This window comes from Aeromonas sp. CU5 (assembly GCF_002586745.1).
Classification (GTDB): Bacteria; Pseudomonadota; Gammaproteobacteria; order Enterobacterales; family Aeromonadaceae; genus Aeromonas; species Aeromonas sobria.
The window spans coordinates 3650785-3672500 of sequence record NZ_CP023817.1 but is presented as its reverse complement, the minus strand read 5'-3'; the positions used below and the strand labels follow the sequence as shown (position 1 = coordinate 3672500).

15 protein-coding genes, 1 tRNA gene and 3 rRNA genes (1 of these 19 running past the window's edge) are annotated in these 21716 nt (G+C 59.8%); 16 read left to right on the top strand and 3 right to left on the bottom strand.

The features are described from left to right. The 11 genes from CK911_RS16475 to CK911_RS16425 all read left to right on the top strand — a co-directional run. Nucleotides 1-2566, top strand: a 23S ribosomal RNA gene (locus CK911_RS16475) (it extends 324 nt beyond the left edge of the window). A gap of 125 nt (nucleotides 2567-2691) precedes the next feature. Continuing rightward, nucleotides 2692-2806: ribosomal RNA gene (gene rrf / locus CK911_RS16470) — 5S ribosomal RNA — on the top strand. Between the two features lie 106 nt (nucleotides 2807-2912). Continuing rightward, nucleotides 2913-2988: transfer RNA gene (locus tag CK911_RS16465), tRNA-Thr, on the top strand. Nucleotides 2989-3010: 22 nt separating this feature from the next. Further along, a 5S ribosomal RNA gene (gene rrf / locus CK911_RS16460) occupies nucleotides 3011-3125 on the top strand. 164 nt (nucleotides 3126-3289) lie between these two features. Further along, nucleotides 3290-4255 carry a transcriptional regulator EbgR gene (gene ebgR / locus CK911_RS16455; protein ID WP_098971302.1) on the top strand — a complete coding sequence of 322 codons (966 nt, stop codon included), beginning with the start codon at nucleotides 3290-3292 and terminating at the stop codon, nucleotides 4253-4255. Nucleotides 4256-4566: 311 nt separating this feature from the next. Continuing rightward, on the top strand, nucleotides 4567-7641 hold the full coding sequence (gene ebgA / locus CK911_RS16450) for a beta-galactosidase subunit alpha (RefSeq protein ID WP_098971300.1): 3075 nt from the start codon (nucleotides 4567-4569) through the stop codon (nucleotides 7639-7641). Next, complete coding sequence (locus CK911_RS16445) at nucleotides 7638-8093, top strand: beta-galactosidase subunit beta (protein WP_098971298.1); 456 nt, start codon at nucleotides 7638-7640, stop codon at nucleotides 8091-8093. Before ebgA ends, CK911_RS16445 begins: the two co-directional genes overlap by 4 nt. Before the next feature lie 103 nt (nucleotides 8094-8196). Further along, nucleotides 8197-9642 carry an amino acid permease gene (locus CK911_RS16440; RefSeq protein WP_098971296.1) on the top strand — a complete coding sequence of 482 codons (1446 nt, stop codon included), beginning with the start codon at nucleotides 8197-8199 and terminating at the stop codon, nucleotides 9640-9642. Between the two features lie 113 nt (nucleotides 9643-9755). Next, nucleotides 9756-10094 carry a tRNA-binding protein gene (locus CK911_RS16435; protein ID WP_098971294.1) on the top strand — a complete coding sequence of 113 codons (339 nt, stop codon included), beginning with the start codon at nucleotides 9756-9758 and terminating at the stop codon, nucleotides 10092-10094. A gap of 178 nt (nucleotides 10095-10272) precedes the next feature. Then, nucleotides 10273-11718, top strand: a complete 1446-nt coding sequence (locus tag CK911_RS16430) for an amino acid permease (protein WP_098971292.1) — start codon at nucleotides 10273-10275, stop codon at nucleotides 11716-11718. Nucleotides 11719-12013: 295 nt separating this feature from the next. After that, nucleotides 12014-12967 carry a bile acid:sodium symporter family protein gene (locus tag CK911_RS16425; protein WP_098972739.1) on the top strand — a complete coding sequence of 318 codons (954 nt, stop codon included), beginning with the start codon at nucleotides 12014-12016 and terminating at the stop codon, nucleotides 12965-12967. Between the two features lie 56 nt (nucleotides 12968-13023). Here the strand turns inward: CK911_RS16425 and fghA are convergent, their stop codons facing one another. Beyond that, complete coding sequence (fghA, locus tag CK911_RS16420) at nucleotides 13024-13860, bottom strand: S-formylglutathione hydrolase (RefSeq protein WP_098971290.1); 837 nt, start codon at nucleotides 13858-13860, stop codon at nucleotides 13024-13026. A gap of 48 nt (nucleotides 13861-13908) precedes the next feature. Further along, complete coding sequence (locus tag CK911_RS16415) at nucleotides 13909-15036, bottom strand: S-(hydroxymethyl)glutathione dehydrogenase/class III alcohol dehydrogenase (RefSeq protein ID WP_098971287.1); 1128 nt, start codon at nucleotides 15034-15036, stop codon at nucleotides 13909-13911. A gap of 120 nt (nucleotides 15037-15156) precedes the next feature. On the opposite strand from CK911_RS16415, the gene CK911_RS16410 reads away from it, so the two are divergent. Continuing rightward, the gene (locus CK911_RS16410; protein ID WP_098971285.1) at nucleotides 15157-16062 is read left to right on the top strand and encodes a LysR substrate-binding domain-containing protein; all 906 of its coding nucleotides are present in this window, start codon (nucleotides 15157-15159) and stop codon (nucleotides 16060-16062) included. 120 nt (nucleotides 16063-16182) lie between these two features. On the opposite strand, the gene CK911_RS16405 is transcribed toward CK911_RS16410, so the two are convergent. After that, nucleotides 16183-17046 (bottom strand): YicC/YloC family endoribonuclease, encoded by an 864-nt coding sequence (locus tag CK911_RS16405; RefSeq protein ID WP_098971283.1) that lies wholly within the window; start codon nucleotides 17044-17046, stop codon nucleotides 16183-16185. A gap of 147 nt (nucleotides 17047-17193) precedes the next feature. On the opposite strand from CK911_RS16405, the gene rph reads away from it, so the two are divergent. The 4 genes from rph to cueR all read left to right on the top strand — a co-directional run bounded on the left by rph (nucleotide 17194) and on the right by cueR (nucleotide 21638). Next, nucleotides 17194-17910 (top strand): ribonuclease PH, encoded by a 717-nt coding sequence (gene rph, locus CK911_RS16400; protein WP_098971280.1) that lies wholly within the window; start codon nucleotides 17194-17196, stop codon nucleotides 17908-17910. A gap of 75 nt (nucleotides 17911-17985) precedes the next feature. Further along, entirely contained in the window at nucleotides 17986-18639 is a 654-nt protein-coding gene (gene pyrE / locus CK911_RS16395) for an orotate phosphoribosyltransferase (protein ID WP_098971278.1), read from the top strand. A gap of 179 nt (nucleotides 18640-18818) precedes the next feature. Then, complete coding sequence (locus tag CK911_RS16390; protein ID WP_098971275.1) at nucleotides 18819-21248, top strand: heavy metal translocating P-type ATPase; 2430 nt, start codon at nucleotides 18819-18821, stop codon at nucleotides 21246-21248. Further along, entirely contained in the window at nucleotides 21249-21638 is a 390-nt protein-coding gene (gene cueR, locus CK911_RS16385; protein ID WP_098971273.1) for a Cu(I)-responsive transcriptional regulator, read from the top strand. The last annotated feature ends 78 nt before the right edge of the window (nucleotides 21639-21716 follow it).

Sequence of the window (21716 nt, the reverse complement as noted above, 5' to 3'; positions counted from 1 at the left end):
GATAGCCCCGTACATGAAAACGACCTTGAAGTGAAATCGAGTAGGGCGGGACACGTGACATCCTGTCTGAATATGGGGGGACCATCCTCCAAGGCTAAATACTCCTGACTGACCGATAGTGAACCAGTACCGTGAGGGAAAGGCGAAAAGAACCCCTGTGAGGGGAGTGAAATAGAACCTGAAACCGTGTACGTACAAGCAGTGGGAGCCCTTCGGGGTGACTGCGTACCTTTTGTATAATGGGTCAGCGACTTACATTTTGTAGCGAGGTTAACCGTATAGGGGAGCCGTAGGGAAACCGAGTCTTAACTGGGCGTCTAGTTGCAAGGTGTAGACCCGAAACCGGGTGATCTAGCCATGGGCAGGTTGAAGGTTGAGTAACATCAACTGGAGGACCGAACCCACTAACGTTGCAAAGTTAGGGGATGACCTGTGGCTGGGGGTGAAAGGCCAATCAAACTCGGAGATAGCTGGTTCTCCCCGAAAGCTATTTAGGTAGCGCCTCGGACGAATACTACTGGGGGTAGAGCACTGTTTGGACTAGGGGGTCATCCCGACTTACCAACTCCATGCAAACTCCGAATACCAGTAAGTAATATCCGGGAGACACACGGCGGGTGCTAACGTCCGTCGTGAAGAGGGAAACAACCCAGACCGCCAGCTAAGGTCCCAAAGTTCTGGTTAAGTGGGAAACGATGTGGGAAGGCTCAGACAGCTAGGATGTTGGCTTAGAAGCAGCCATCATTTAAAGAAAGCGTAATAGCTCACTAGTCGAGTCGGCCTGCGCGGAAGATGTAACGGGGCTCAAACCAGGCACCGAAGCTGCGGATTCAATCTTATGATTGAGTGGTAGGGGAGCGTTCTGTAAGTCTGCGAAGGTGTATCGAGAGGTATGCTGGAGATATCAGAAGTGCGAATGCTGACGTAAGTAACGATAAAGGGGGTGAAAAACCTCCTCGCCGGAAGACCAAGGGTTCCTGTCCAACGTTAATCGGGGCAGGGTGAGTCGACCCCTAAGGTGAGGCCGAAAGGCGTAATCGATGGGAAGCAGGTTAATATTCCTGCACGACTTGTAATTGCGATGGGGGGACGGAGAAGGCTAGGTGGGCCAGGCGACGGTTGTCCTGGTGAAAGTGCGTAGGCGGTATTTCTAGGCAAATCCGGAGATACAACGCTGAGACACGAGACGAACGCACTACGGTGCGGAAGCCATTGATGCCATGCTTCCAGGAAAAGCCTCTAAGCTTCAGATTACAAGTCATCGTACCCCAAACCGACACAGGTGGTCGGGTAGAGAATACCAAGGCGCTTGAGAGAACTCGGGTGAAGGAACTAGGCAAAATAGAACCGTAACTTCGGGAGAAGGTTCGCTCTTGACAGTGAAGTCCCTTGCGGATGGAGCAGTTGGGAGTCGCAGTGACCAGATGGCTGGGACTGTTTATCAAAAACACAGCACTCTGCAAACACGAAAGTGGACGTATAGGGTGTGACACCTGCCCGGTGCCGGAAGGTTAATTGATGGGGTTAGCGCAAGCGAAGCTCTTGATCGAAGCCCCGGTAAACGGCGGCCGTAACTATAACGGTCCTAAGGTAGCGAAATTCCTTGTCGGGTAAGTTCCGACCTGCACGAATGGTGTAACCATGGCCATGCTGTCTCCACCCGAGACTCAGTGAAATCGAATTCGCCGTGAAGATGCGGTGTACCCGCGGCTAGACGGAAAGACCCCGTGAACCTTTACTACAGCTTGGCACTGAACATTGAACCTACATGTGTAGGATAGGTGGGAGGCTTTGAAGCGATAACGCTAGTTGTCGTGGAGCCGTCCTTGAAATACCACCCTTGTATGTTTGATGTTCTAACGCAGGGCCCTGAATCGGGCTCGCGGACAGTGCCTGGTGGGTAGTTTGACTGGGGCGGTCTCCTCCCAAAGAGTAACGGAGGAGCACGAAGGTTGGCTAATCCTGGTCGGACATCAGGAGGTTAGTGCAATGGCATAAGCCAGCTTAACTGCGAGACGGACAGGTCGAGCAGGTACGAAAGTAGGTCATAGTGATCCGGTGGTTCTGAATGGAAGGGCCATCGCTCAACGGATAAAAGGTACTCCGGGGATAACAGGCTGATACCGCCCAAGAGTTCATATCGACGGCGGTGTTTGGCACCTCGATGTCGGCTCATCACATCCTGGGGCTGAAGTCGGTCCCAAGGGTATGGCTGTTCGCCATTTAAAGTGGTACGCGAGCTGGGTTCAGAACGTCGTGAGACAGTTCGGTCCCTATCTGCCGTGGGCGTTGGATGATTGAAGGGAGTTGCTCCTAGTACGAGAGGACCGGAGTGAACGAACCTCTGGTGTTCGGGTTGTCACGCCAGTGGCACTGCCCGGTAGCTAAGTTCGGAATCGATAACCGCTGAAAGCATCTAAGCGGGAAGCGAGCCCTGAGATGAGTCATCCCTGACCCCTTGAGGGTCCTAAAGGGCCGTTGGAGACCACAACGTTGATAGGTGGGGTGTGTAAGCGCGGCGACGTGTTGAGCTAACCCATACTAATTACCCGTGAGGCTTAACCATACAACACCCAAGAAGTGTTTCTGGCCTTGTAGCAAGTGCATGAACTACTTAAAAATTCAGTGATAGTGATGAAGCCACGAGCGACATCATTACTCACGTCAGCTTTCTCAGATTGAATTAATTTGCCTGGCGGCCATAGCGCCGTGGAACCACCTGATCCCATGCCGAACTCAGAAGTGAAACGCGGTAGCGCCGATGGTAGTGTGGCATTCGCCATGCGAGAGTAGGACACTGCCAGGCTTTAATTAAGCAACTACAGCGATGTGGTTGGTCGCAATACAACGTCAGGTTGTATTGGACAGAAGATTTAGATAACGCACACAGTGTGTTCTTTACCGGTTAGTGTGCTGATATGGCTCAGTTGGTAGAGCGCATCCTTGGTAAGGATGAGGTCCCCAGTTCGACTCTGGGTATCAGCACCAGTATTAAGTAATAAAGCTTTTGCCTGACGGCAATAGCGCCGTGGAACCACCTGATCCCATGCCGAACTCAGAAGTGAAACGCGGTAGCGCCGATGGTAGTGTGGCATTCGCCATGCGAGAGTAGGACACTGTCAGGCACCTATTTAGAAGAGGCCTCCCATTCGGGAGGCCTTTTTGCATTTGCGCTTTCCCAAATCCGCCCTGCTGCCGGCATTTTAGTAAAAATGCTGGGCTATCAAGGGATTGCCCGTTACTCTTTAGCCGTTACCGATTAACAAGTGATGCTGCCAGAGAGGTATTGATGGCTACGTTGAAGGAAATTGCACAGGAGGCGGGGGTGTCGCTCGCCACGGTATCCCGGGTACTGAACGAGGATCCCAGCCTGAGCGTCAAGGAAGAGACCCGGCAGCGGATCTTCGAGATTGCCGAACGGCTGGAGTACAAGACCAGCAGCGCCCGCAAGGGGGTTCACAAGAGCAAACTGCACTTTCTGGTGGTCTACTCCTACCCGCAGAGTACCGAGGTTAACGATCCCTACTATCTCGCCATTCGTTATGGCATCGAGACCCAGAGTGCCCGCCTCAATATCGAACTGACCCACCTCTACAACTGTGGTGAAGGGCGCGAGCTGGCCGCAGTGGATGGCATCCTGGTGGTGGGGAGTCTCTCTGCCGAGCGTCTGGCGCAGCTGCGAACCTGCTCCAGCATGCTGGTCTTTGTCGATTCCCGTGCCATGGAGGAGTTTGACTCGGTCGATGTGGATCTCGCCCTGATCAGCCAGCAAGTGGTCGATTACTTTATCGCTCAGGGGCACCAGCGCATCGGCTATATCGGTGGTCAGGATGAGAACCCGGATCTGCGTGAGCTGGCCTTTATGGATTATGGCCAGCGGTTGGGGGTAGTGCAGGAGAGCGATCTCTATCGCGGCGACTTCTCCAGTGCTTCCGGCTACCGCTTGGCAAAAGAGATGCTGGCGGGAGATTGGCCCAAGGCGCTGTTCGTCGCCTCCGACTCCATCGCCATCGGGGTGCTGCGTGCCATCCACGAGAAGGGACTGGCCATTCCCCAGCAAATTGAGCTGATCAGCGTTAACGATATTCCGACCGCCAAATTTACCTTTCCGCCGCTCTCTACGGTGCGGATCCACTCCGAGTTGATGGGCTCCCAGGGGGTCAATCTGCTGGTCGAACGGCTGCGTGACGAGCGTGACATTCCCCTGCGGGTACTAGTGCCGAGTCATCTGACTCTGCGTGGCACAACTCGTTAGTTTTACTAAAACCCTGCATTATCTTGGCTACATCATGGCATTCATGATGTAGCCAATCCCGCCTACATTCCCCACACCTATCAAATAAACCCCTTTACAATCAGTCTATTACCATCAGATTTTAGTTAAATACATCAATAACCGTGCCATATCTGTTCTGGTTGGTGCGCTTTAAGTCAGTAATCCGAGATAGCTCACAAAGTGGGTCATCGGATGTGATCTGGTTAAAAGTTTACCAATCATTCGCTGATATTTAGTAAATGTTTATCTAAAGTTTACCCAGTCAAAGTTGCCTTGTTCCGGGAGGACATGTGAATAACTGGGAAAACGTTCAATTCGTTGGTGAAAACAGGCTGGCTCCGCGCGCCTACTTCTTCTCTTATGCTGATCGCGTTGCGGCGGCCACCATGCAGCGCGAGCTGAGCCGCCGCTTTCTCTCCTTGAGCGGTCAGTGGCAGTTCAACTACTTTGCACACCCCCTGCAGGTGCCGGAGGCTTTCTATCACAGCCCCATGAGCGAGTGGGGCCAGATCACAGTGCCAAACATGTGGCAGATGGAAGGGCATGGCCAGCTGCAGTACACCGACGAGGGTTTTCCCTTCCCCATCGACGTGCCCTTCGTGCCGACCAACAACCCGACCGGTGCCTATCAGCGCAGCTTTATGCTGAGCCCGGCCTGGGACGGCGAGCAGGTGATCATCAAGTTTGACGGGGTGGAGACCTATTTCGAGGTCTATGTGAATGGCCACTACGTCGGCTTTAACAAGGGGAGCCGCCTCACTGCCGAGTTCGATATCAGTGCCTACGCCAACACCGGCGAGAACCTGCTGTCGGTGCGGGTGATGCAGTGGGCCGACTCCACCTATATCGAAGATCAGGACATGTGGTGGATGGCGGGGATCTTCCGCGACGTCTATCTGGTGGGCAAACCGGCCGCCCATGTGCAGGACTTCTTCATTCGCACCGCGCTGGCCGATGACAACCAGAGCGCTACCCTGAGCTGCGATATCCAGCTGGAAAATCTGGGGGCTGCTGCCCGTGATCACCGTCTGGTCTGGTCGCTGCTGGATCAGGGCAGCGAGATCGCCAGCGGCTCGCTCGACCATCTCGCCATCGACGGCAAGTGTGATTGCCGCTTCACGCTGGATATGGCCAACCCCCATCTGTGGAGCGCAGAAGACCCTTACCTCTACCAGCTGCAACTTTCCCTCTACAACGGTCAGGGCGAGCTGCTGGAAGTGATCCCGCAGCGGGTCGGGGTGCGTGAAATCAAGGTCAAAGATGGCCTTTTCTACGTCAACGGCCACTACCTCAAGCTGCACGGGGTGAACCGTCACGACAACGACCACCTCAAGAGCCGCGCGGTCGGCATGGACCGTGTTGAACGCGATATCGTGCTGATGAAGCAGCACAACCTCAACTCGGTACGTACCGCCCACTACCCGAATGACCCGCGCTTCTACGAGCTGTGCGACCAGTACGGTCTGTTCGTGATGGCGGAGACTGACGTGGAGACCCACGGTTTTGCCAACGTCGGTGATCTCAGCCGCATCACCGACGACCCCTTCTGGGAGCCGGTGTTCGTGGATCGCATCGAGCGCCATGTTCACGCCCAGAAGAACCACCCCTCTATCATCATCTGGTCGCTGGGCAACGAGTCCGGCTACGGCTGCAACATCAGAGCCATGTACCACCGCTGCAAGGCGATCGACCCGACCCGGCTGGTGCACTACGAAGAGGATCGCGACGCCGAGGTGGTGGATGTGGTGAGCACCATGTACTCCCGCGTCTCCCAGATGAACTGCTTCGGCGAATTCCCGATGGAGAAGCCGCGCATCCTCTGCGAATACGCCCACGCCATGGGCAACGGCCCGGGCGGTCTTAGCGAATATCAGCAGGTGTTTGACCGTCATCCCCACATTCAGGGTCACTACATCTGGGAGTGGTGCGATCACGGCATTCTGGATCAGGACGAGCAGGGCCGCCCCGTCTACAAGTACGGCGGCGACTACGGTGACTACCCCAACAACTACAACTTCTGCATGGATGGCCTCATCTATCCGGATCAGACCCCGGGGCCGGGCCTGCGCGAATACAAGCAGGTGATCTGCCCGGTCAAGGTGCGGGCGCTGGATCTGGCCAGCGGCAAGCTTGAGCTGGAAAACCGCTACTGGTTCTCCAATCTCGACGACATCCGCCTGCTGGTCGAAGTGAAGGCAGAGGGCGAGTTGCTGGCCAGCCAGCAAATCCGGCTGGAAGGGGTGGCTCCCGGTGCCATCACCGAGTTGCAACTCGAGCTGCCCACTCTCGATGGGCGGGAAACCTTTGTCCAGCTGCGGGTCATCAAGGCCAGTGCGACCCGTTACAGCGCGGCGGAACACGAGCTGGGCCAGTACCAGTTCCAGCTGAAAGAGTCGACTCGTCAGCTGCAGCCCTTTGCCAACCCCAACGCCACTGCGTTGCAGATCGCCGACGAGCGCCTCGCACTGACCTTGAGCGGCAGCAGCTTTACCCTGCGCTTCTCGCGCCTCGACGGCAAGCTGGTGAGCTGGCAGCAGGATGGTGTCGAGCTGATTGAGCGCTCGCCGCGCCTCACCTTCTTCAAGCCGATGATCGACAACCACAAGCAGGAGTACGAGAGCCTGTGGCACCCGAATCACCTGCAGATCATGCAGGAGCACTTCCGCACTCTGAGCTGGCGTCAGCTGGGTGAGGCGGTCGAGGTAACGGTAGAGAGTCTGATCGCGCCGCCGGTGTTCGACTTCGGCATGCGTTGCCGCTACGTCTACACCCTGAGCCCGAACGGTCAGCTGCACGTGGCACTGTCCGGTCAGCCCTACGGCGGTTATGACGACATCATCCCCAAGATCGGCTTCGAGCTGGGCATTCGTCAGGATCTCGACCGGGTGCACTACTACGGCATGGGGCCGGGCGAAAACTATCAGGACAGTCGCCAGAGCAACTGGATCGACAGCTTCAACAGCACGGTGGGCGAGATGTGGGAGCACTACCCCTTCCCGCAGGACAACGGCAACCGCCAGCAGGTGCGCTGGGCGACCCTGACCAACCGTTACGGCGCTGGTCTCTACGTGCGGCCCGATGCCCCCATCAACCTGAGCGTCTGGCCCTACAGCTGGGAGCATATCCACGCGGCGCAGCACATCAACGAGCTGGAGCCCTGCGGTTATCTCACCCTCAATCTGGATCACAAGGTACTGGGGCTCGGCTCCAACTCCTGGGGCTCCGAGGTGCTGGACTCTTGGCGGGTGCGCTTCGAGCCGTTCAGCTTTGGCCTGACCCTGCTGCCCATCGCTCGCGGCAACCTCAATCCGGCTGCGCTGGCCGGGCTCGATCTCACCATCAACGGCGGGAGGAACCTCGCATGATCACCCTGGACAACCTGACCCTGTTCAAAAACATCTACCGGGAGGGCAAGAAGTGGGGCCGCTGCGTGGAGGCCATCAACAACTTGCCGAACCTCAAGCCCGGCATCTGTCACTCCATCGGTGACTCCCTCACCTACCGCTTGCAGGAGGGGGCCAGCCCGGCCACTTCCCTGTTCGAGGGGCAGCGTCGCTACTTCGACGTCCACTACTACCTGGAAGGGGCAGAGACGGTGGAGTGGGCTGCCAAGAGCGAGCTGGGAGTCGAGCAGGGCTATGACGACACCACCGACCGCGAGTGGCTGGCTGGCGAGGTGCGTGAGCGCCAGAAGGTCGGCAACGGTGAGGTGGTGATCTTCGAGAACGACGAGGCCTACCGGTTCGTTGGCGATGCGCCGGTGCGCAAGGTGATCATCAAGGTCACCGTCGAAGGCGGCTACTTCAAGAACAAATAACAAGCCGCTGGTTCTGCACTGATAAAAGCCGGAAGGGCGGGGCTCACCCTACAACCCATGCCCCGCTCTTTCGCTGAGATAACTACAGGTCTGGAGATGCACCATGTCTGATTCCAAACGGAATACGATAGGCAAGTTTGGTCTGCTGTCGCTCACCTTCGCGGCGGTATTCAGCTTCAACAACGTCATCAACAACAACATCGAGATCGGTCTGGCCTCGGCCCCGATGTTCTTTCTGGCCACCATTTTTTACTTCATTCCGTTCTGCCTGATCATTGCGGAATTTGTGTCACTGAATAAGAACTCCGAAGCGGGTGTCTATGCCTGGGTGAAGAGCTCCCTCGGCGGTCGCTGGGCCTTTATCTCTGCCTATACCTACTGGTTCGTGAACCTGTTCTTCTTCACCTCGCTGCTGCCGCGGGTGATCGCCTACGCCTCCTATGCCTTTTTGGGCTACGAATACATTTTCACCCCGCTGGCGACCACCTTCTTAAGCATGGTGCTGTTCGCCTTTGCCACCTATGTCTCCACCAACGGTGCCAAGATGCTCGGCCCCATCACCTCGGTGACCTCGTCCCTGATGTTGCTGCTGACCCTCTCCTACATTCTGCTGGCAGGTGTGGCGTTAGTCGGTGGTGTACAACCGGCCGATCCCATCACGGTGGAGGCGATGATCCCCGATTTCAGCTGGGCTTTCCTCGGTATCACCACCTGGATCTTTATGGCCGCCGGTGGCGCCGAGTCGGTTGCTGTCTACGTCAATGACGTGAAAGGGGGCTCCAAGTCGTTCGTGAAGGTGATCATCATCGCCGGGCTCTTTATCGGGGTGCTCTACTCCATCGCCTCCCTGCTGATCAACGTGTTCGTGCCGAGCGATACCCTGCATTTCACTGGTGGCTCGGTACAGGTGTTCGAGGGGCTGGCGGCCCATTTCGGTCTGCCCGCCGTGTTTATGAACCGCTTCGTCGGTCTGGTCTCCTTTACCGCCATGTTCGGTTCTCTGCTGATGTGGACGGCCACGCCGGTGAAGATCTTCTTCTCCGAGATCCCGGCCGGCATCTTCGGCAAGAAGACGGTCGAGCTGAACGAGAACGGCGTGCCTGCCCGCGCAGCCTGGATCCAGTACCTGATCGTATTTCCGCTGATGCTGATCCCGACCCTGGGCTCCAACACCGCGCAAGAGCTGATGAACACCGTCATCAACATGACCGCTGCCGCCTCCATGCTGCCGCCGCTGTTCATCATGCTGGCCTACCTCAATCTGCGCCTGAAGCTGGATCACCTGCCACGGGATTTCAAGATGGGTTCGCGCACTACCGGCATCGCCGTGGTCTCGGTGCTGATCGCCATCTTCTCGGTGGGCTTCCTCGCCTCCACCTTCCCGACCGGCGCCGACATCATGACCATCATCTTCTACAACGTCGGCGGGATCGTGATCTTCCTCGGCTTCGCCTGGTGGAAGTACAACCGCTATGAAGCCTCCCTGAGTGCTGATGCGCGAGTAAAAGAGGCCCAGCCGACCAGCCAGATTTCCGTCCGGGCATCCTGACGATAACCCTGACCAAACCGGCCCCCGTGGCCAAGAGAGATCAACCGGGTGGCTGCGGCCACCCGTTACCGATTGCACCATTGAGCACAAGAACTGAACACAAGGAGAAAGGGATGAGCGAGACGATCGAGTTTGTCGAATTCAAACGGGTCGAGATGAAGGTGGGCAAGGTGCTGGAGGTGGTGCGCCACCCCGGGGCCGACAAACTCTACATCGTCCAGATCGACGTGGGCGGCGAGCGGCCGTTGCAGACCGTCACCAGTCTGGTGCCCTACTACAGCGAAGAGGAGCTGATGGGCAGCGAGGTGGTGGTGCTGACCAACCTCAAGCCCACCAAGATGCGCGGCGAGCGCTCCGAGTGCATGTTGCTCTGCGCCGAGACCCCGGACGAGAGCCAGAGCGTGCTGTTGCAGCCCCGGGTGCCGATGGCGCCGGGTACCCCGATCGTCTAGGCGATCGACTGATTTAACGCCGGGGCAGCAGAGCTGCGCCGGTGTGTGCGAAGGGGCGCTACGAGCGGCCCCTCTGACAATAACAAGAGAGTAAACGGCCCGGCCAGCAGGCAGGCGCCGAACACATTCAGAGTCATAGCGCCCCGTGCGAAGGGGCGTGAATCCACCGGAGGACACCATGTCTGAATCAGTACGCGGCACCATAGGCAAGTTTGCCCTGTTGTCGATGACCTTTGCCGCAGTGTTCAACGTGCGCAACATCGTCAACAACAACATCGAGCTGGGGCTCAGTTCCGCCCCCATTTTCCTGCTGGCGACCCTGGTCTACTTCGTGCCATTCGTCTTCATCATTGCCGAGTTCGTCTCGGCCAACAAAGATTCCGAGTCGGGGATGTACGACTGGCTGAAAAAACCGCTCGGTACCCGGATGGCCTATCTGGGCTCCTTCCTCTACTGGTTCGTTAACCTGTTCTGGTTTATCTCGTTGCTGCCCAACGTCATCGCCTACGCCTCTTACGCCATGCTGGGTTATGAGTACAGCTTCTCGCCCATGGTGACATCGATTATCTCCATCGTGCTGTTTGCGGCGGCGACCCATATCTCCACCAAGGGGGCGACCTGGCTCGGCAAGATTGCCGAGATGGTGGCCTACGGCGTGTTTGCCCTGTTCGCCATCTATGTGTTGGGTGCCCTGACCGCCCTCGGCGGTGACCATGTGGCGGCCCAACCCATCACCATGGCAGCCATGACCCCCACCATCAACTGGGCGACCCTCGGCATCATGTGCTGGATCTTCCAGGCGGCGGGCGGTGCCGAAACCGCGGCGGCCTATCTCAATGACGTGAAGGGCGGCCAGAAGTCCTTTATCAAGGTGATTATCTCTGCTGGTATTCTCATCGGTGCCATGTATGCGCTGGGTTCCCTGTTGGTGAACGTGTTCGTGCCGCGCGAGAGCCTCACCTATGCTGGCGGCATGGTGGAGATCTTCACCGGCATGGCCCAGTACTTCGGGCTTTCCGAGACTCTGGTGGGCCGCGCGGTCGGTATCGTGCTGTTCATCGCCATGTTCGGTTCCATGATGATGTGGACCTCGGCGCCGGTGAAGATCCACTTCTCCGAGATCCCGCAGGGGGTCTACGGCGACAAGACCACCCGCCTCAACAAGCACGGGGTGCCGGTGCGCGCCGCCTGGTGGCAGTTTGTCTTCGTGTTCGTGATGCTGGTGGTCAACGGCTTTGGCTCCGAGTCGGTGCAGCAGATGATGAACACCGCCATCAACCTCACCGCCGGTACCGCCATGTTGCCGCCGATCTTCATCATGGTGGCCTACTTCGTGTTCCGCTGGAAACACGACGACACCCCCCGCGACTTCCGCATGGGATCACGCACCTTCGGTATGGCGGTGGTGTCGGTGCTGATCGCCATCTTCGTGGTGAGCATGAGCGCTTCTGCCTTCCCGAGCGGGGTGGATCTGGTGCGCGCCTTCTTCATCAACGTCTTTATGACCGCGGTCTTCTCGGCGCTGGCCTACTGGTGGATCTCCCGCTTCGAGAAGCGTCAGGCCCGCAAGCAGGGTGGCATTGACAAGAAAAGCGGCAACGGCACGCTGGCCAGCCAGCGCTGATCGGCTGAGCGAAAAAACCGAGACGGGCGGCCTTGGTCGCCCGTTTTTTTATCCATTTATCGCTGGTTTGGCGCTATCTGGCCGCGGGTCGTCCACTTCCGCTATTCGACAAAGCAAAGGCGTTAAGCATTGATGAACAATTAACCGCCACTCAACTTTGCGCCGCTGAGATATCGGGGTAAGCTGGAGGTTCGCTTTAGCGGGAGGTGCCAGACATCTCCCGCTCTGTTTCTTGTCCTCCCCGATCCTGACCTTTTGCCAAGAAGGCAGGATGCGCTCTGATGGAGACCCCCCTGTGCGTCTGGATCCCTTTACTGTTGTGCTGATTGCTGTGGTCACCCTGGCCTCCCTCTTTCCCTGCGAGGGGCAGGTGGCCGTCTGGTTTGGTCTGCTGACCAAGCTGGCGGTGGCACTCTTGTTCTTCATGCATGGCGCCAAGCTGTCGCGCCAGAACCTGCTGGCGGGCCTCGGCCACTGGCGGCTTCATCTGGTGGTGATGCTCAGCACCTTCGTGCTGTTTCCGCTGCTCGGGCTGCTGCTCACCCCGCTGGTACCGAGCTGGCTGAGCCCGGCTATCTACCTCGGCTTCCTCTATCTCTGCGCCCTGCCTGCCACCGTGCAGTCGGCCATTGCCTTCACCTCGATGGCGGGAGGCAATGTGTCGGCGGCGGTGTGCAGTGCCTCGGCCTCCAGCATCCTCGGCATCTTCCTCTCGCCGGTGCTGGTGGGGATGATGATCCACGTGCAGGGGGAGGGGATCGACACCTGGCACTCCATCCAGTCCATCATGATGCAGCTGATGCTGCCGTTCGTGGTCGGCCACCTGTCGCGTCCGCTGATCGGTCGCTGGGTCGATAGCCACCGTCCGCTCATCGGCAAGCTGGATCAGAGTTCCATCCTGCTGGTGGTCTATGTCGCCTTCAGCGAGGCGGTGGTGCAGGGGATTTGGCGTCAAGTAAGTTGGTACGATCTGGCCAGTATCGTGCTGCTGAGCTGCATCTTGCTGGCGCTGGTACTCTGCTGGAACGTCTGGATCAGCCGTCGGCTCGGGTTCAACAAGGCGGACGAGATCACCATCGTCTTCTGCGGCTCCAAGAAGAGTCTCGCCAACGGGGTGCCGATGGCCAACGTCATGTTCCCGGCCGCCAGCGTCGGGGTGATGGTGCTGCCGCTGATGATCTTCCACCAGATCCAGCTGATGGTCTGCGCCGTGCTGGCCCGCCGTTACCACGAGCAGCAGCAAGGCTGAGCTCGCCCGATCACCACAATCCCGACTGAAACAGGCCCGTCACGGGCCTGTGTTGATCAGAGATGGCGGGCGTGAAAGCGCAGGTGCGCCTCGATAAAGCTCGCCACGAAGTAGTAGCTGTGGTCATAGCCCTCGTGGCGGTTGAGCTCGAGCGGCCACTCCTTGCTGGCGGCCGCTTCTGCCAGCGCATCGATATGCAGCTGCTCGGCGAGGAAGGGATCATCCAGCCCCACATCCACCAAGGTCGGCAGCGGCGTGACCGGCTGGTGGCGCAGCAGCTGGCAGGCATCCCACTCCTGCCACAGCAAGGGATTGCTGCCGAGGTAGGCGCCGAGCGCCTTCTGGCCCCAGGGGCAGCGGCTTGGATGGCAGATCGGGCTGAAGGCCGAGACCGAGCGGTAGCGACCCGGTTCCCGCAACGCGGCGATCAGCGCACCGTGACCCCCCATGGAGTGGCCGCTGATGGCGCGTCGGGTCGAGACCGGGAAGTGGGTCTCGATGAGTTCGGGCAACTCGCGGGTGACGTAGTCATACATCTGGTAGTGCGCCTGCCAGGGGCTCTGGCTGGCATTGACGTAAAAACCTGCCCCCATGCCGAGGTCATAACCGGGATCGTCGGCCACGCCGTCGCCGCGGGGGCTGGTGTCCGGCGCCACCAAGGCGATACCGAGCTCGGCGGCGATGCGGTGGGCCCCCGCCTTCTGCATGAAGTTCTCATCGGTGCAGGTGAGGCCGCTGAGCCAGTAGAGCACCGGTACCTTCTGGCCGGTGAGGGCCTGAGGCGGCAGATAGATGGCAAAATTCATCTCGCAGCCGAGCACGCTGGCGTGGTGGCGATAGCGCTTGTGCCAGCCGCCGAAGCTCTTGTTGCTGCTGATAATCTCCAGGTTCATCGAAGGACTCCTGCACCCTGCCCACGAAGGCGGGCGGGGTGATCATGCTCAGTAGTGGATGACGGTGCGGATGCTCTTGCCTTGGTGCATCAGATCGAACGCCTCGTTGATCTGCTCAAGCCCCATGGTGTGGGTGATGAAGTCATCGAGGCGGAACTCACCCTGCATGTAGCGCTGCACATAGCTCGGCAGTTCGCTGCGACCGCGTACCCCGCCGAAGGCGCTGCCGCGCCAGACCCGGCCGGTCACCAGCTGGAACGGACGGGTGCTGATCTCCTGACCCGCTCCGGCGACGCCGATGATGACCGACTCGCCCCAACCCTTGTGGCAACACTCCAGCGCTGCACGCATCACCTTGACGTTGCCGATGCACTCGAAGGAGAAGTCGACGCCGCCATCGGTCAACTCGACGATCACCTCCTGAATCGGTTTGTCGTAGTCGTTCGGGTTGATGCAGTCGGTGGCACCCAGCTTGCGGGCTAGCTCGAACTTGCTCTCGTTGATGTCGATGGCGATGATGCGGCCGGCCTTGGCCAAGCGAGCCCCGATCACCGCCGAGAGGCCGATGCCCCCCAGCCCGAAGATGGCGACGCTCTCACCCTCTTTCACCTTGGCGGTGTTCATCACGGCGCCGATGCCGGTGGTGACGCCGCAGCCGAGCAGGCAGACCTCTTCCAGCGGGGCGGCCGGGTCCACCTTGGCGATGGAGATCTCCGGCAGTACCGTGTATTCGCTGAAGGTGGAGGTGCCCATGTAGTGATAGATGGGCTGGCCATCTTTGGAGAAGCGGGTGGTGCCGTCCGGCATCAGCCCCTTGCCCTGGGTCGCGCGGATCTTCTGACAGAGGTTGGTTTTGCCGGATTTGCAGAACTTGCACTCGCCGCACTCGGGGGTGTAGAGCGGGATCACGTGATCCCCCACCTTGACGCTGGTGACCCCTTCGCCGATGGACTCGACAATGCCGCCCCCCTCATGGCCGAGAATGCAGGGGAAGACCCCTTCCGGATCTTCACCGGAGAGGGTGAAGGCATCGGTGTGGCAGACGCCGGTGGCGACGATGCGCACCCGCACCTCGCCCGCTTGGGGCGGCATGACGTCGATCTCTTCGATGGAGAGGGGCTGACCCGGGCCCCAGGCGATGGCGGCTTTACACTTGATGCTTTGAACCTGTGCCATGAATGACATCCTTCTTGTTGAGCAGGGTGAACAGAGATGAGTTCGGACATTCAGTGTAGTTTCCCGCCGATTTGGTGATAATGAGGGCAAATATCAAATCACTTTTACACACAGGTAATAATGTTCGGCTGGGAAGGGATCTGTGAATTTGTCAGCGTGGCGGAGCAGGGGGGCTTTACCCCAGCGGCGCGCAAGCTGGGGGTGTCGGTGGCGCAAGTGAGCCGGCAGGTGGCACAGCTGGAAGATCGGCTGCAGGCCAAGCTGCTGCTGCGCACCACCCGTCAGGTGCGGCTCACCGAGCTTGGCGAGATCTACTATCGCCACTGCCGTCAGCTGCTCGACAACCTCTATGAGGCGGAGCTGGCAGTGGGGCGCCATCAGGCGGTACCGCAAGGGTCGCTGCGCATCACTGCCCCCGTCTCCTATGGCGAGAGCCGCATCGCCCCGCTGGTGAATGACTTCATGGTGCGTTTCCCCCAGCTGGAGGTGACCCTCAACCTCACCAACCAGCTGCTGGATCTGGTGCACGAAGGCTACGATCTGGCGCTGCGGCTAGGTCATCTCAAGGATTCGACGCTGGTGGCGCGCAAGCTGGCGCAGCGGGTGCCCTATGTCTGCGCCTCACCGGCTTACACCGCTCGCCACGGCATGCCCAATAGCCTCTCCGAGCTAACTCGTCACACCTGTCTGGTGGGCAACGGCGACGAGTGGCACTTCACTCTGGATGGCCGCCCCCACAGCGTGCGGGTGCGCGGTCTGTTGCAGTGCAACAGCGGCCACGCCTTGCTGGATGCGGCGCTCAAGGGAATCGGCATCATCCAACTGCCGGACTACTACGTGAGCGACCATCTGGCCCGTGGCGAACTGATCGAACTGCTGCCCGAACTGCGGGCCCCGGCGGAGGGGATCTGGGCCCTCTATCCCCACAATCGCCACCTCTCCCCCAAGGTGCGGCTGCTGGTGGATTATCTGGCCGAGCGGCTGAGCGACCCGCACCAACCGGCGCTGGTGATGCCGATAGGCTAGGGCGCTCCCCACCCGTTGACTCACTGGCGGCGGGTGACAGGCGTGATGGCCGGAAAATAAAAGAGCCCTTGAGGAATCAAGGGCTCTTTTGCAGGTAACAACCGGAGAGTCAACGACCCATCACTCGATGTTCTGAATTTGCTCGCGCATCTGCTCGATGAGGACTTTCAGCTCGACGGCGGACTGGGTCACTTCAGCGTTGATGGACTTGGAGCCGAGGGTGTTCGACTCGCGGTTGAACTCCTGCATCATAAAGTCGAGACGACGGCCACAGGCGCCACCCTTTTTCATGATCTTGATGGTTTCGCTGATGTGCATCTCCAGACGATCCAGCTCTTCGGCCACGTCGATCTTCTGGGCCAGCATCACGATCTCCTGCTCGATGCGGGCCGGATCCAGCTCGACCTTGGCTTCGGCCAGACGGTCGGTGAGCTTCTGGCGTTGCCATTCGATGATCTGCGGCAGGTGGACGCGCACCTTCTTCACTTCCACCTGAATGCCATCCAGACGCTGCTGGATCAGGTTCTTGAGGTTGGCACCCTCGCTGGCGCGGGAGGCGAGGAAATCTTCCATGGTCTGGTCAAAACCGCCGAGCAGCAGGGTGGCGACCGCGTCCATGTCCTGCTCGGCGGCAGCCATGACACCCGGCCAGCGCAGCACGTCGACCGGATTGAGCTGGCCCTGGCCCGCTTCTTTCATTACCCAGTTGGCGCTGTCGATGATGAGCTTGGCCAGCTCTTCATTGATATGCAGCTGCTTTGCATCGGCTTGAGCGGCTTCGAAACGCAGGTTGCACTCCACCTTGCCGCGTTGCAACTTGGCGCGGAAACGCTCACGCAGAACCGGCTCCAGGCTGCGCAGTTGCTCCGGCAGGCGAATGTAGGTTTCCAGATAGCGCTGGTTTACCGAACGAATTTCCCAAACGGCTGTGCCCCAGTCGCCCTTGAATTCCTTGCGGGCGTAGGCGGTCATGCTGTGAATCATTGATTGTTCCGGGCTTGATGAAGTGTGCGGCCAGTATACTCAGCCCGGCCCTGCTCGTCAGCCGATGCCGTGGTTTTAGCGGCTGATATTTGGGGCGGGATCACTTATAATCCCCCGCCAATTTGAGCCAGCCCAGAGGTCCGTTCCATGTCACGTCCCAGCGATCGCAGTGCCGCGCAACTTCGCCCGGTTACCATTACCCGCAATTTCACCAAACATGCAGAAGGCTCAGTGCTGGTGGAGTTCGGTAACACTCGCGTGCTCTGCACCGCCAGCGTCGACACCAGCGTTCCGCGCTTCCTGAAAGGGAAGGGCCAGGGTTGGGTCACTGCCGAATACGGCATGCTGCCGCGTTCCACCCACTCCCGGATGAACCGCGAAGCGGCCTCCGGCAAGCAGAGTGGCCGTACCCTGGAAATCTCCCGTCTGATCGCCCGCTCCCTGCGCGCGGCGGTAGACCTGACCGCACTGGGCGAGCACTCCATCACCGTTGACTGTGATGTGTTGCAAGCCGATGGCGGCACCCGCACCGCCTCCATTACCGGTGCCTGCGTGGCGCTGGTGGATGCGCTGAACTGGATGGTCGAGAAGGGCATGCTCAAGCAGAGCCCGCTCAAGCAGATGATCGCCGCTGTCTCCGTCGGCATGTATCAGGGCGAAGCCATCTGCGATCTGGAGTACATTGAAGACTCCGCCGCCGAGACTGACATGAACGTGGTGATGACCGAGGATGGTCGCATCATTGAGGTGCAGGGCACCGCGGAGGCCGAGCCCTTCACCCATGAGGAGCTGCTGGCGATGCTGGGGCTCGCCAAGGACGGCATTGCCGAGATCATTGCGCTGCAGAAGCAGTCACTCTCCTGATTTTAAAAACGCGGCATTGGCCGCGTTTTTTTATACCCCCACACAAGACAACGACAAGCCAAGCAAGGAGCCAGAATGAAAGCCTACCAGCGTCAATTTATCGAGTTCGCCCTGGAGAAACAGGTCCTCAAATTCGGTGAATTCACCCTGAAATCCGGTCGTAAAAGCCCCTACTTCTTCAACGCCGGTCTGTTCAACAGCGGCCGCGATCTGGCCCGTCTCGGCCGCTTCTATGCCGCCGCCCTGATGGATGCCGACATCGAGTTTGACGTGCTGTTTGGCCCGGCCTACAAGGGGATCCCCATCGCCTCCGCCACCGCCGTGCAGTTGGTCGAACAGCACGATGTGGATGTGCCCTGGTGCTTCAACCGCAAGGAGGCCAAGGATCACGGCGAAGGCGGCAATCTGGTGGGCAGCCCGCTCAAGGGGCGCATCATGCTGGTGGACGATGTGATCACCGCCGGCACCGCCATCCGCGAATCCATGGATCTGATCCAGGCCAACGGCGCCTCGCTGGCGGGCGTGCTGATTGCGCTGGACCGTCAGGAGAAGGGCAAGGGCGAGCTCTCCGCCATTCAGGAAGTGGAGCGTGACTACGGCGCCCACATCATCGCCATCATCCAGATGAGTGACCTGATCCAGTATCTGGAAGAGAAGCAGTCCGAACAGCCGGAGCTGGCGGCGCAACTGACGGCGATGAAGGCTTACCGCGCCCAGTACGGCATCTGAGTCGCCGTTCATACCTCGCAATAGCTGAATGCGGCGCCCGTTTGCTCTCTGGCAGTAAACGGGCGCCGTTTTTTCATCTGCAAAAAGTGGATCATGTGGCTTGAGCTTGCCCTTACAGTAAAGGTTAGGGTTTGCCAGTCGGCGTTTTTTGGTGCCGACGGGTTCCCGGGAGGAACAGCATGACGACCCAACAGCAACACCCCATTCATCTGCAATTGCCACTCAGTGGCATGAGCTGCGCCAACTGCGCCAGCCGCATCGCGGCCAGCCTCAACAAACTCGACGGGGTATCGGCCACCGTCAACTTCGCGTTGGAGCAGGCGGCCATCGATCTGGCCAGCCCTGACCGTCTGCCTGTGGTGCTCGACAGCATCACTAGTCAGGGTTATGACTACGGCCGCGAAACGCTGTCTTTCCAGATCAGCGGCATGACCTGCGCAGGTTGTTCGGCGCGACTGAACAAAATGCTGGCGGCATTGCCCGGCGTTATCTCCGCCGAGGTCAACTTCTCCATCGAGCAGGCCCGCATAGTGCTGGTGTCGGGGGCCCAGAGCCCCGCCGCATTGCGCGAGCGGATCGCGGCCCTCGGCTTTGGCGCCAAACTGGCGCAGGGTTCGGCCAGCGGCCGTCGCCAGCAGTTGCTGGAGCGGGAAGCGCAGGAGGCTGCCAATGCCCGTCAGGCACAAACCCGGGTCATTGTCTCGGCCCTGCTCACCCTGCCGCTGCTGGTGGGGATGCTGGCCATGGCCGGGTTGTTCCCCTGGCATCTGCCCGCCTGGCTGGAGCTGCTGCTCGCCACCCCGGTGCAGTTCTGGATCGGCGCCCGCTTCTACCGCGGCGCCTGGCTCGCCCTCAAGAACCGCGCGGCGAATATGGATGTGCTGGTGGCCACCGGTACCAGCGCCGCCTACTTCTACAGCCTCTATCTGCTGCTGACGCTGGGGATGGCCGCCAGCGGCAAGCTCTATTTCGAGGCGAGCGCCATCATCATTACCCTGATTTCCCTCGGAAAGTTGCTGGAAGCACGGGCCAGACGCAGCACCCAGTCCGCCATTCGCGAACTGATGGCGCTGCGGCCGGAAACCGCCACAGTCTGGCGCGGTGATACGTGGCAGAGCGTTGCCATCGACGAGGTGCTGCGCGGCGATCGGCTGCGGGTGCTGGTGGGGGAGCGGGTGCCAGTGGACGGCAGAATCGTGAGCGGTGCCAGCGAGCTGGACGAGTCGATCCTCACCGGCGAGAGCCTGCCGGTGCCGCGCAGTGCGGGCGACAAGGTGCTGGGCGGCGCCATCAACCGCTCCGGCGTGCTGGAGATCGAAGCCACTACCGTGGGGGAGGAGTCCAGTCTCAGCAAGATCATCGCGTTGGTAGAGAACGCTCAGATGGGCAAGGCGCCGCTGCAACAGCTGGTGGACAAGGTCTCCGCCGTGTTCGTGCCAGTGGTGATGGCCATCGCCCTGTTTACCCTGCTGGTGTGGTACGCCATCAGCAATGACTTCGGTCAGGCGCTGCTGGCAGCGGTGGCGGTGCTGGTGATCGCCTGTCCCTGCGCCCTCGGCTTGGCGACCCCGGCTGCCATTGTCACCGGCACCGGGGTAGCGGCCCGTCACGGCATTCTGATCAAGGATGTGGATACCCTGCAGAAGGCCCACGCCATCAAGGCGTTGATCTTCGACAAAACCGGCACGCTCACTCAGGGTCGGCCGGTGCTGGCCAGCTGGAGCGGCACTGTCGAGCAGCTGCGTCTGGCCGCCGCTTTGCAGCAGGCGAGCGAACACCCGCTGGCGCTGGCGATGCGCGAGGCGTTCGGCAAAGGGGCGGCGTTGCCTCAGCCGGAAGCGGTCGAGGTGCGGGTCGGGGCCGGTATTGTCGGCCAAGTGGCGGACCACAGGGTCGCCATCGGTAATGGCTCCCTGCTGGCCCAGCTCGGCATTGATCAGCCGCAACAGGATGAACAACCTGCCGATGGGGCAACTCGGGTCTGGGTCGCCATCGACGGCGTGGTGGCAGGCATCGCCGCACTGGCCGATACCCTGCGCCCCGAGAGTGCGGAAGCCATCGTCACCCTACGCCAACGCGGTATCGCCAGCTGGCTGGTGAGCGGCGATGCGCCAGCGCCGGTGGCTCACATCGCTGCCCAGTTGGGGCTGGACGGGGCGTTTGACTCCGTGCTGCCAGCGGGCAAGGTGGAAAAGGTCGAGGCGCTGCGGGCGCAAACCCGCGGGCTGGTGGCCATGGTGGGGGACGGGGTGAACGACGCCCCGGCGCTGGCGGCGGCAGATGTGGGCATCGCCATGGGTTCCGGCTCCGACGTGGCGATGGAGACCGCCTCCATCACGCTCATGCGATCTGACCCGCGGCTGGTGGCCGATGCCATCGATATCTCGGCGGCGACCTGGCGCACCATCCAGCAGAATCTGTTCTGGGCCTTCGTGTTCAATATCATCGGCATTCCGCTGGCGGCACTGGGCTATCTCAGCCCCGAGCTGGCGGGGGCCGCCATGGCCCTGAGCAGCATCACCGTATTGAGCAATTCCCTGTTATTGAAACGCTGGCAGCCCAAGGCGGCGCACGGGCCAGCATCCAACCCGATCAGTAAGGAGGCATAAATGAACATCAGCAAGGTTGCCAAGGCCACGGGGCTGACCGCCAAGACCATCCGTTACTACGAGAGTATCGGCCTCATCAAGGCACCAGTGCGCAGCGACAACGGCTATCGCAGCTATACCGAGGGATCGCTGCGGGAGCTGCGCTTCGTCAAGCGGGCGCGGGAGACCGGCTTTAATCTGGAGGAGTGTCAGGAGCTGCTGGCGCTCTATCGCAACGAGCATCGTACCAGCGCCCAGGTGAAGAAGCTGGCGCAGGAGAAGATCGTCGATCTGCGGGCCCGAATCAGCGGTCTGCAGGCAATGCTCAGCTCGCTGGAAGGGTTGGTCTGCTGCTGCCACGGGGATGAGAATCCGGAATGCCCCATTCTCGACGAGCTGGAGAAGGGCTGAACAAAGACTTGCTGACCAGCTGAGTGAACCCCCCCTTTGATGAGTGACTTCTTAATAAACGGCGCTTTATTGTTGCCT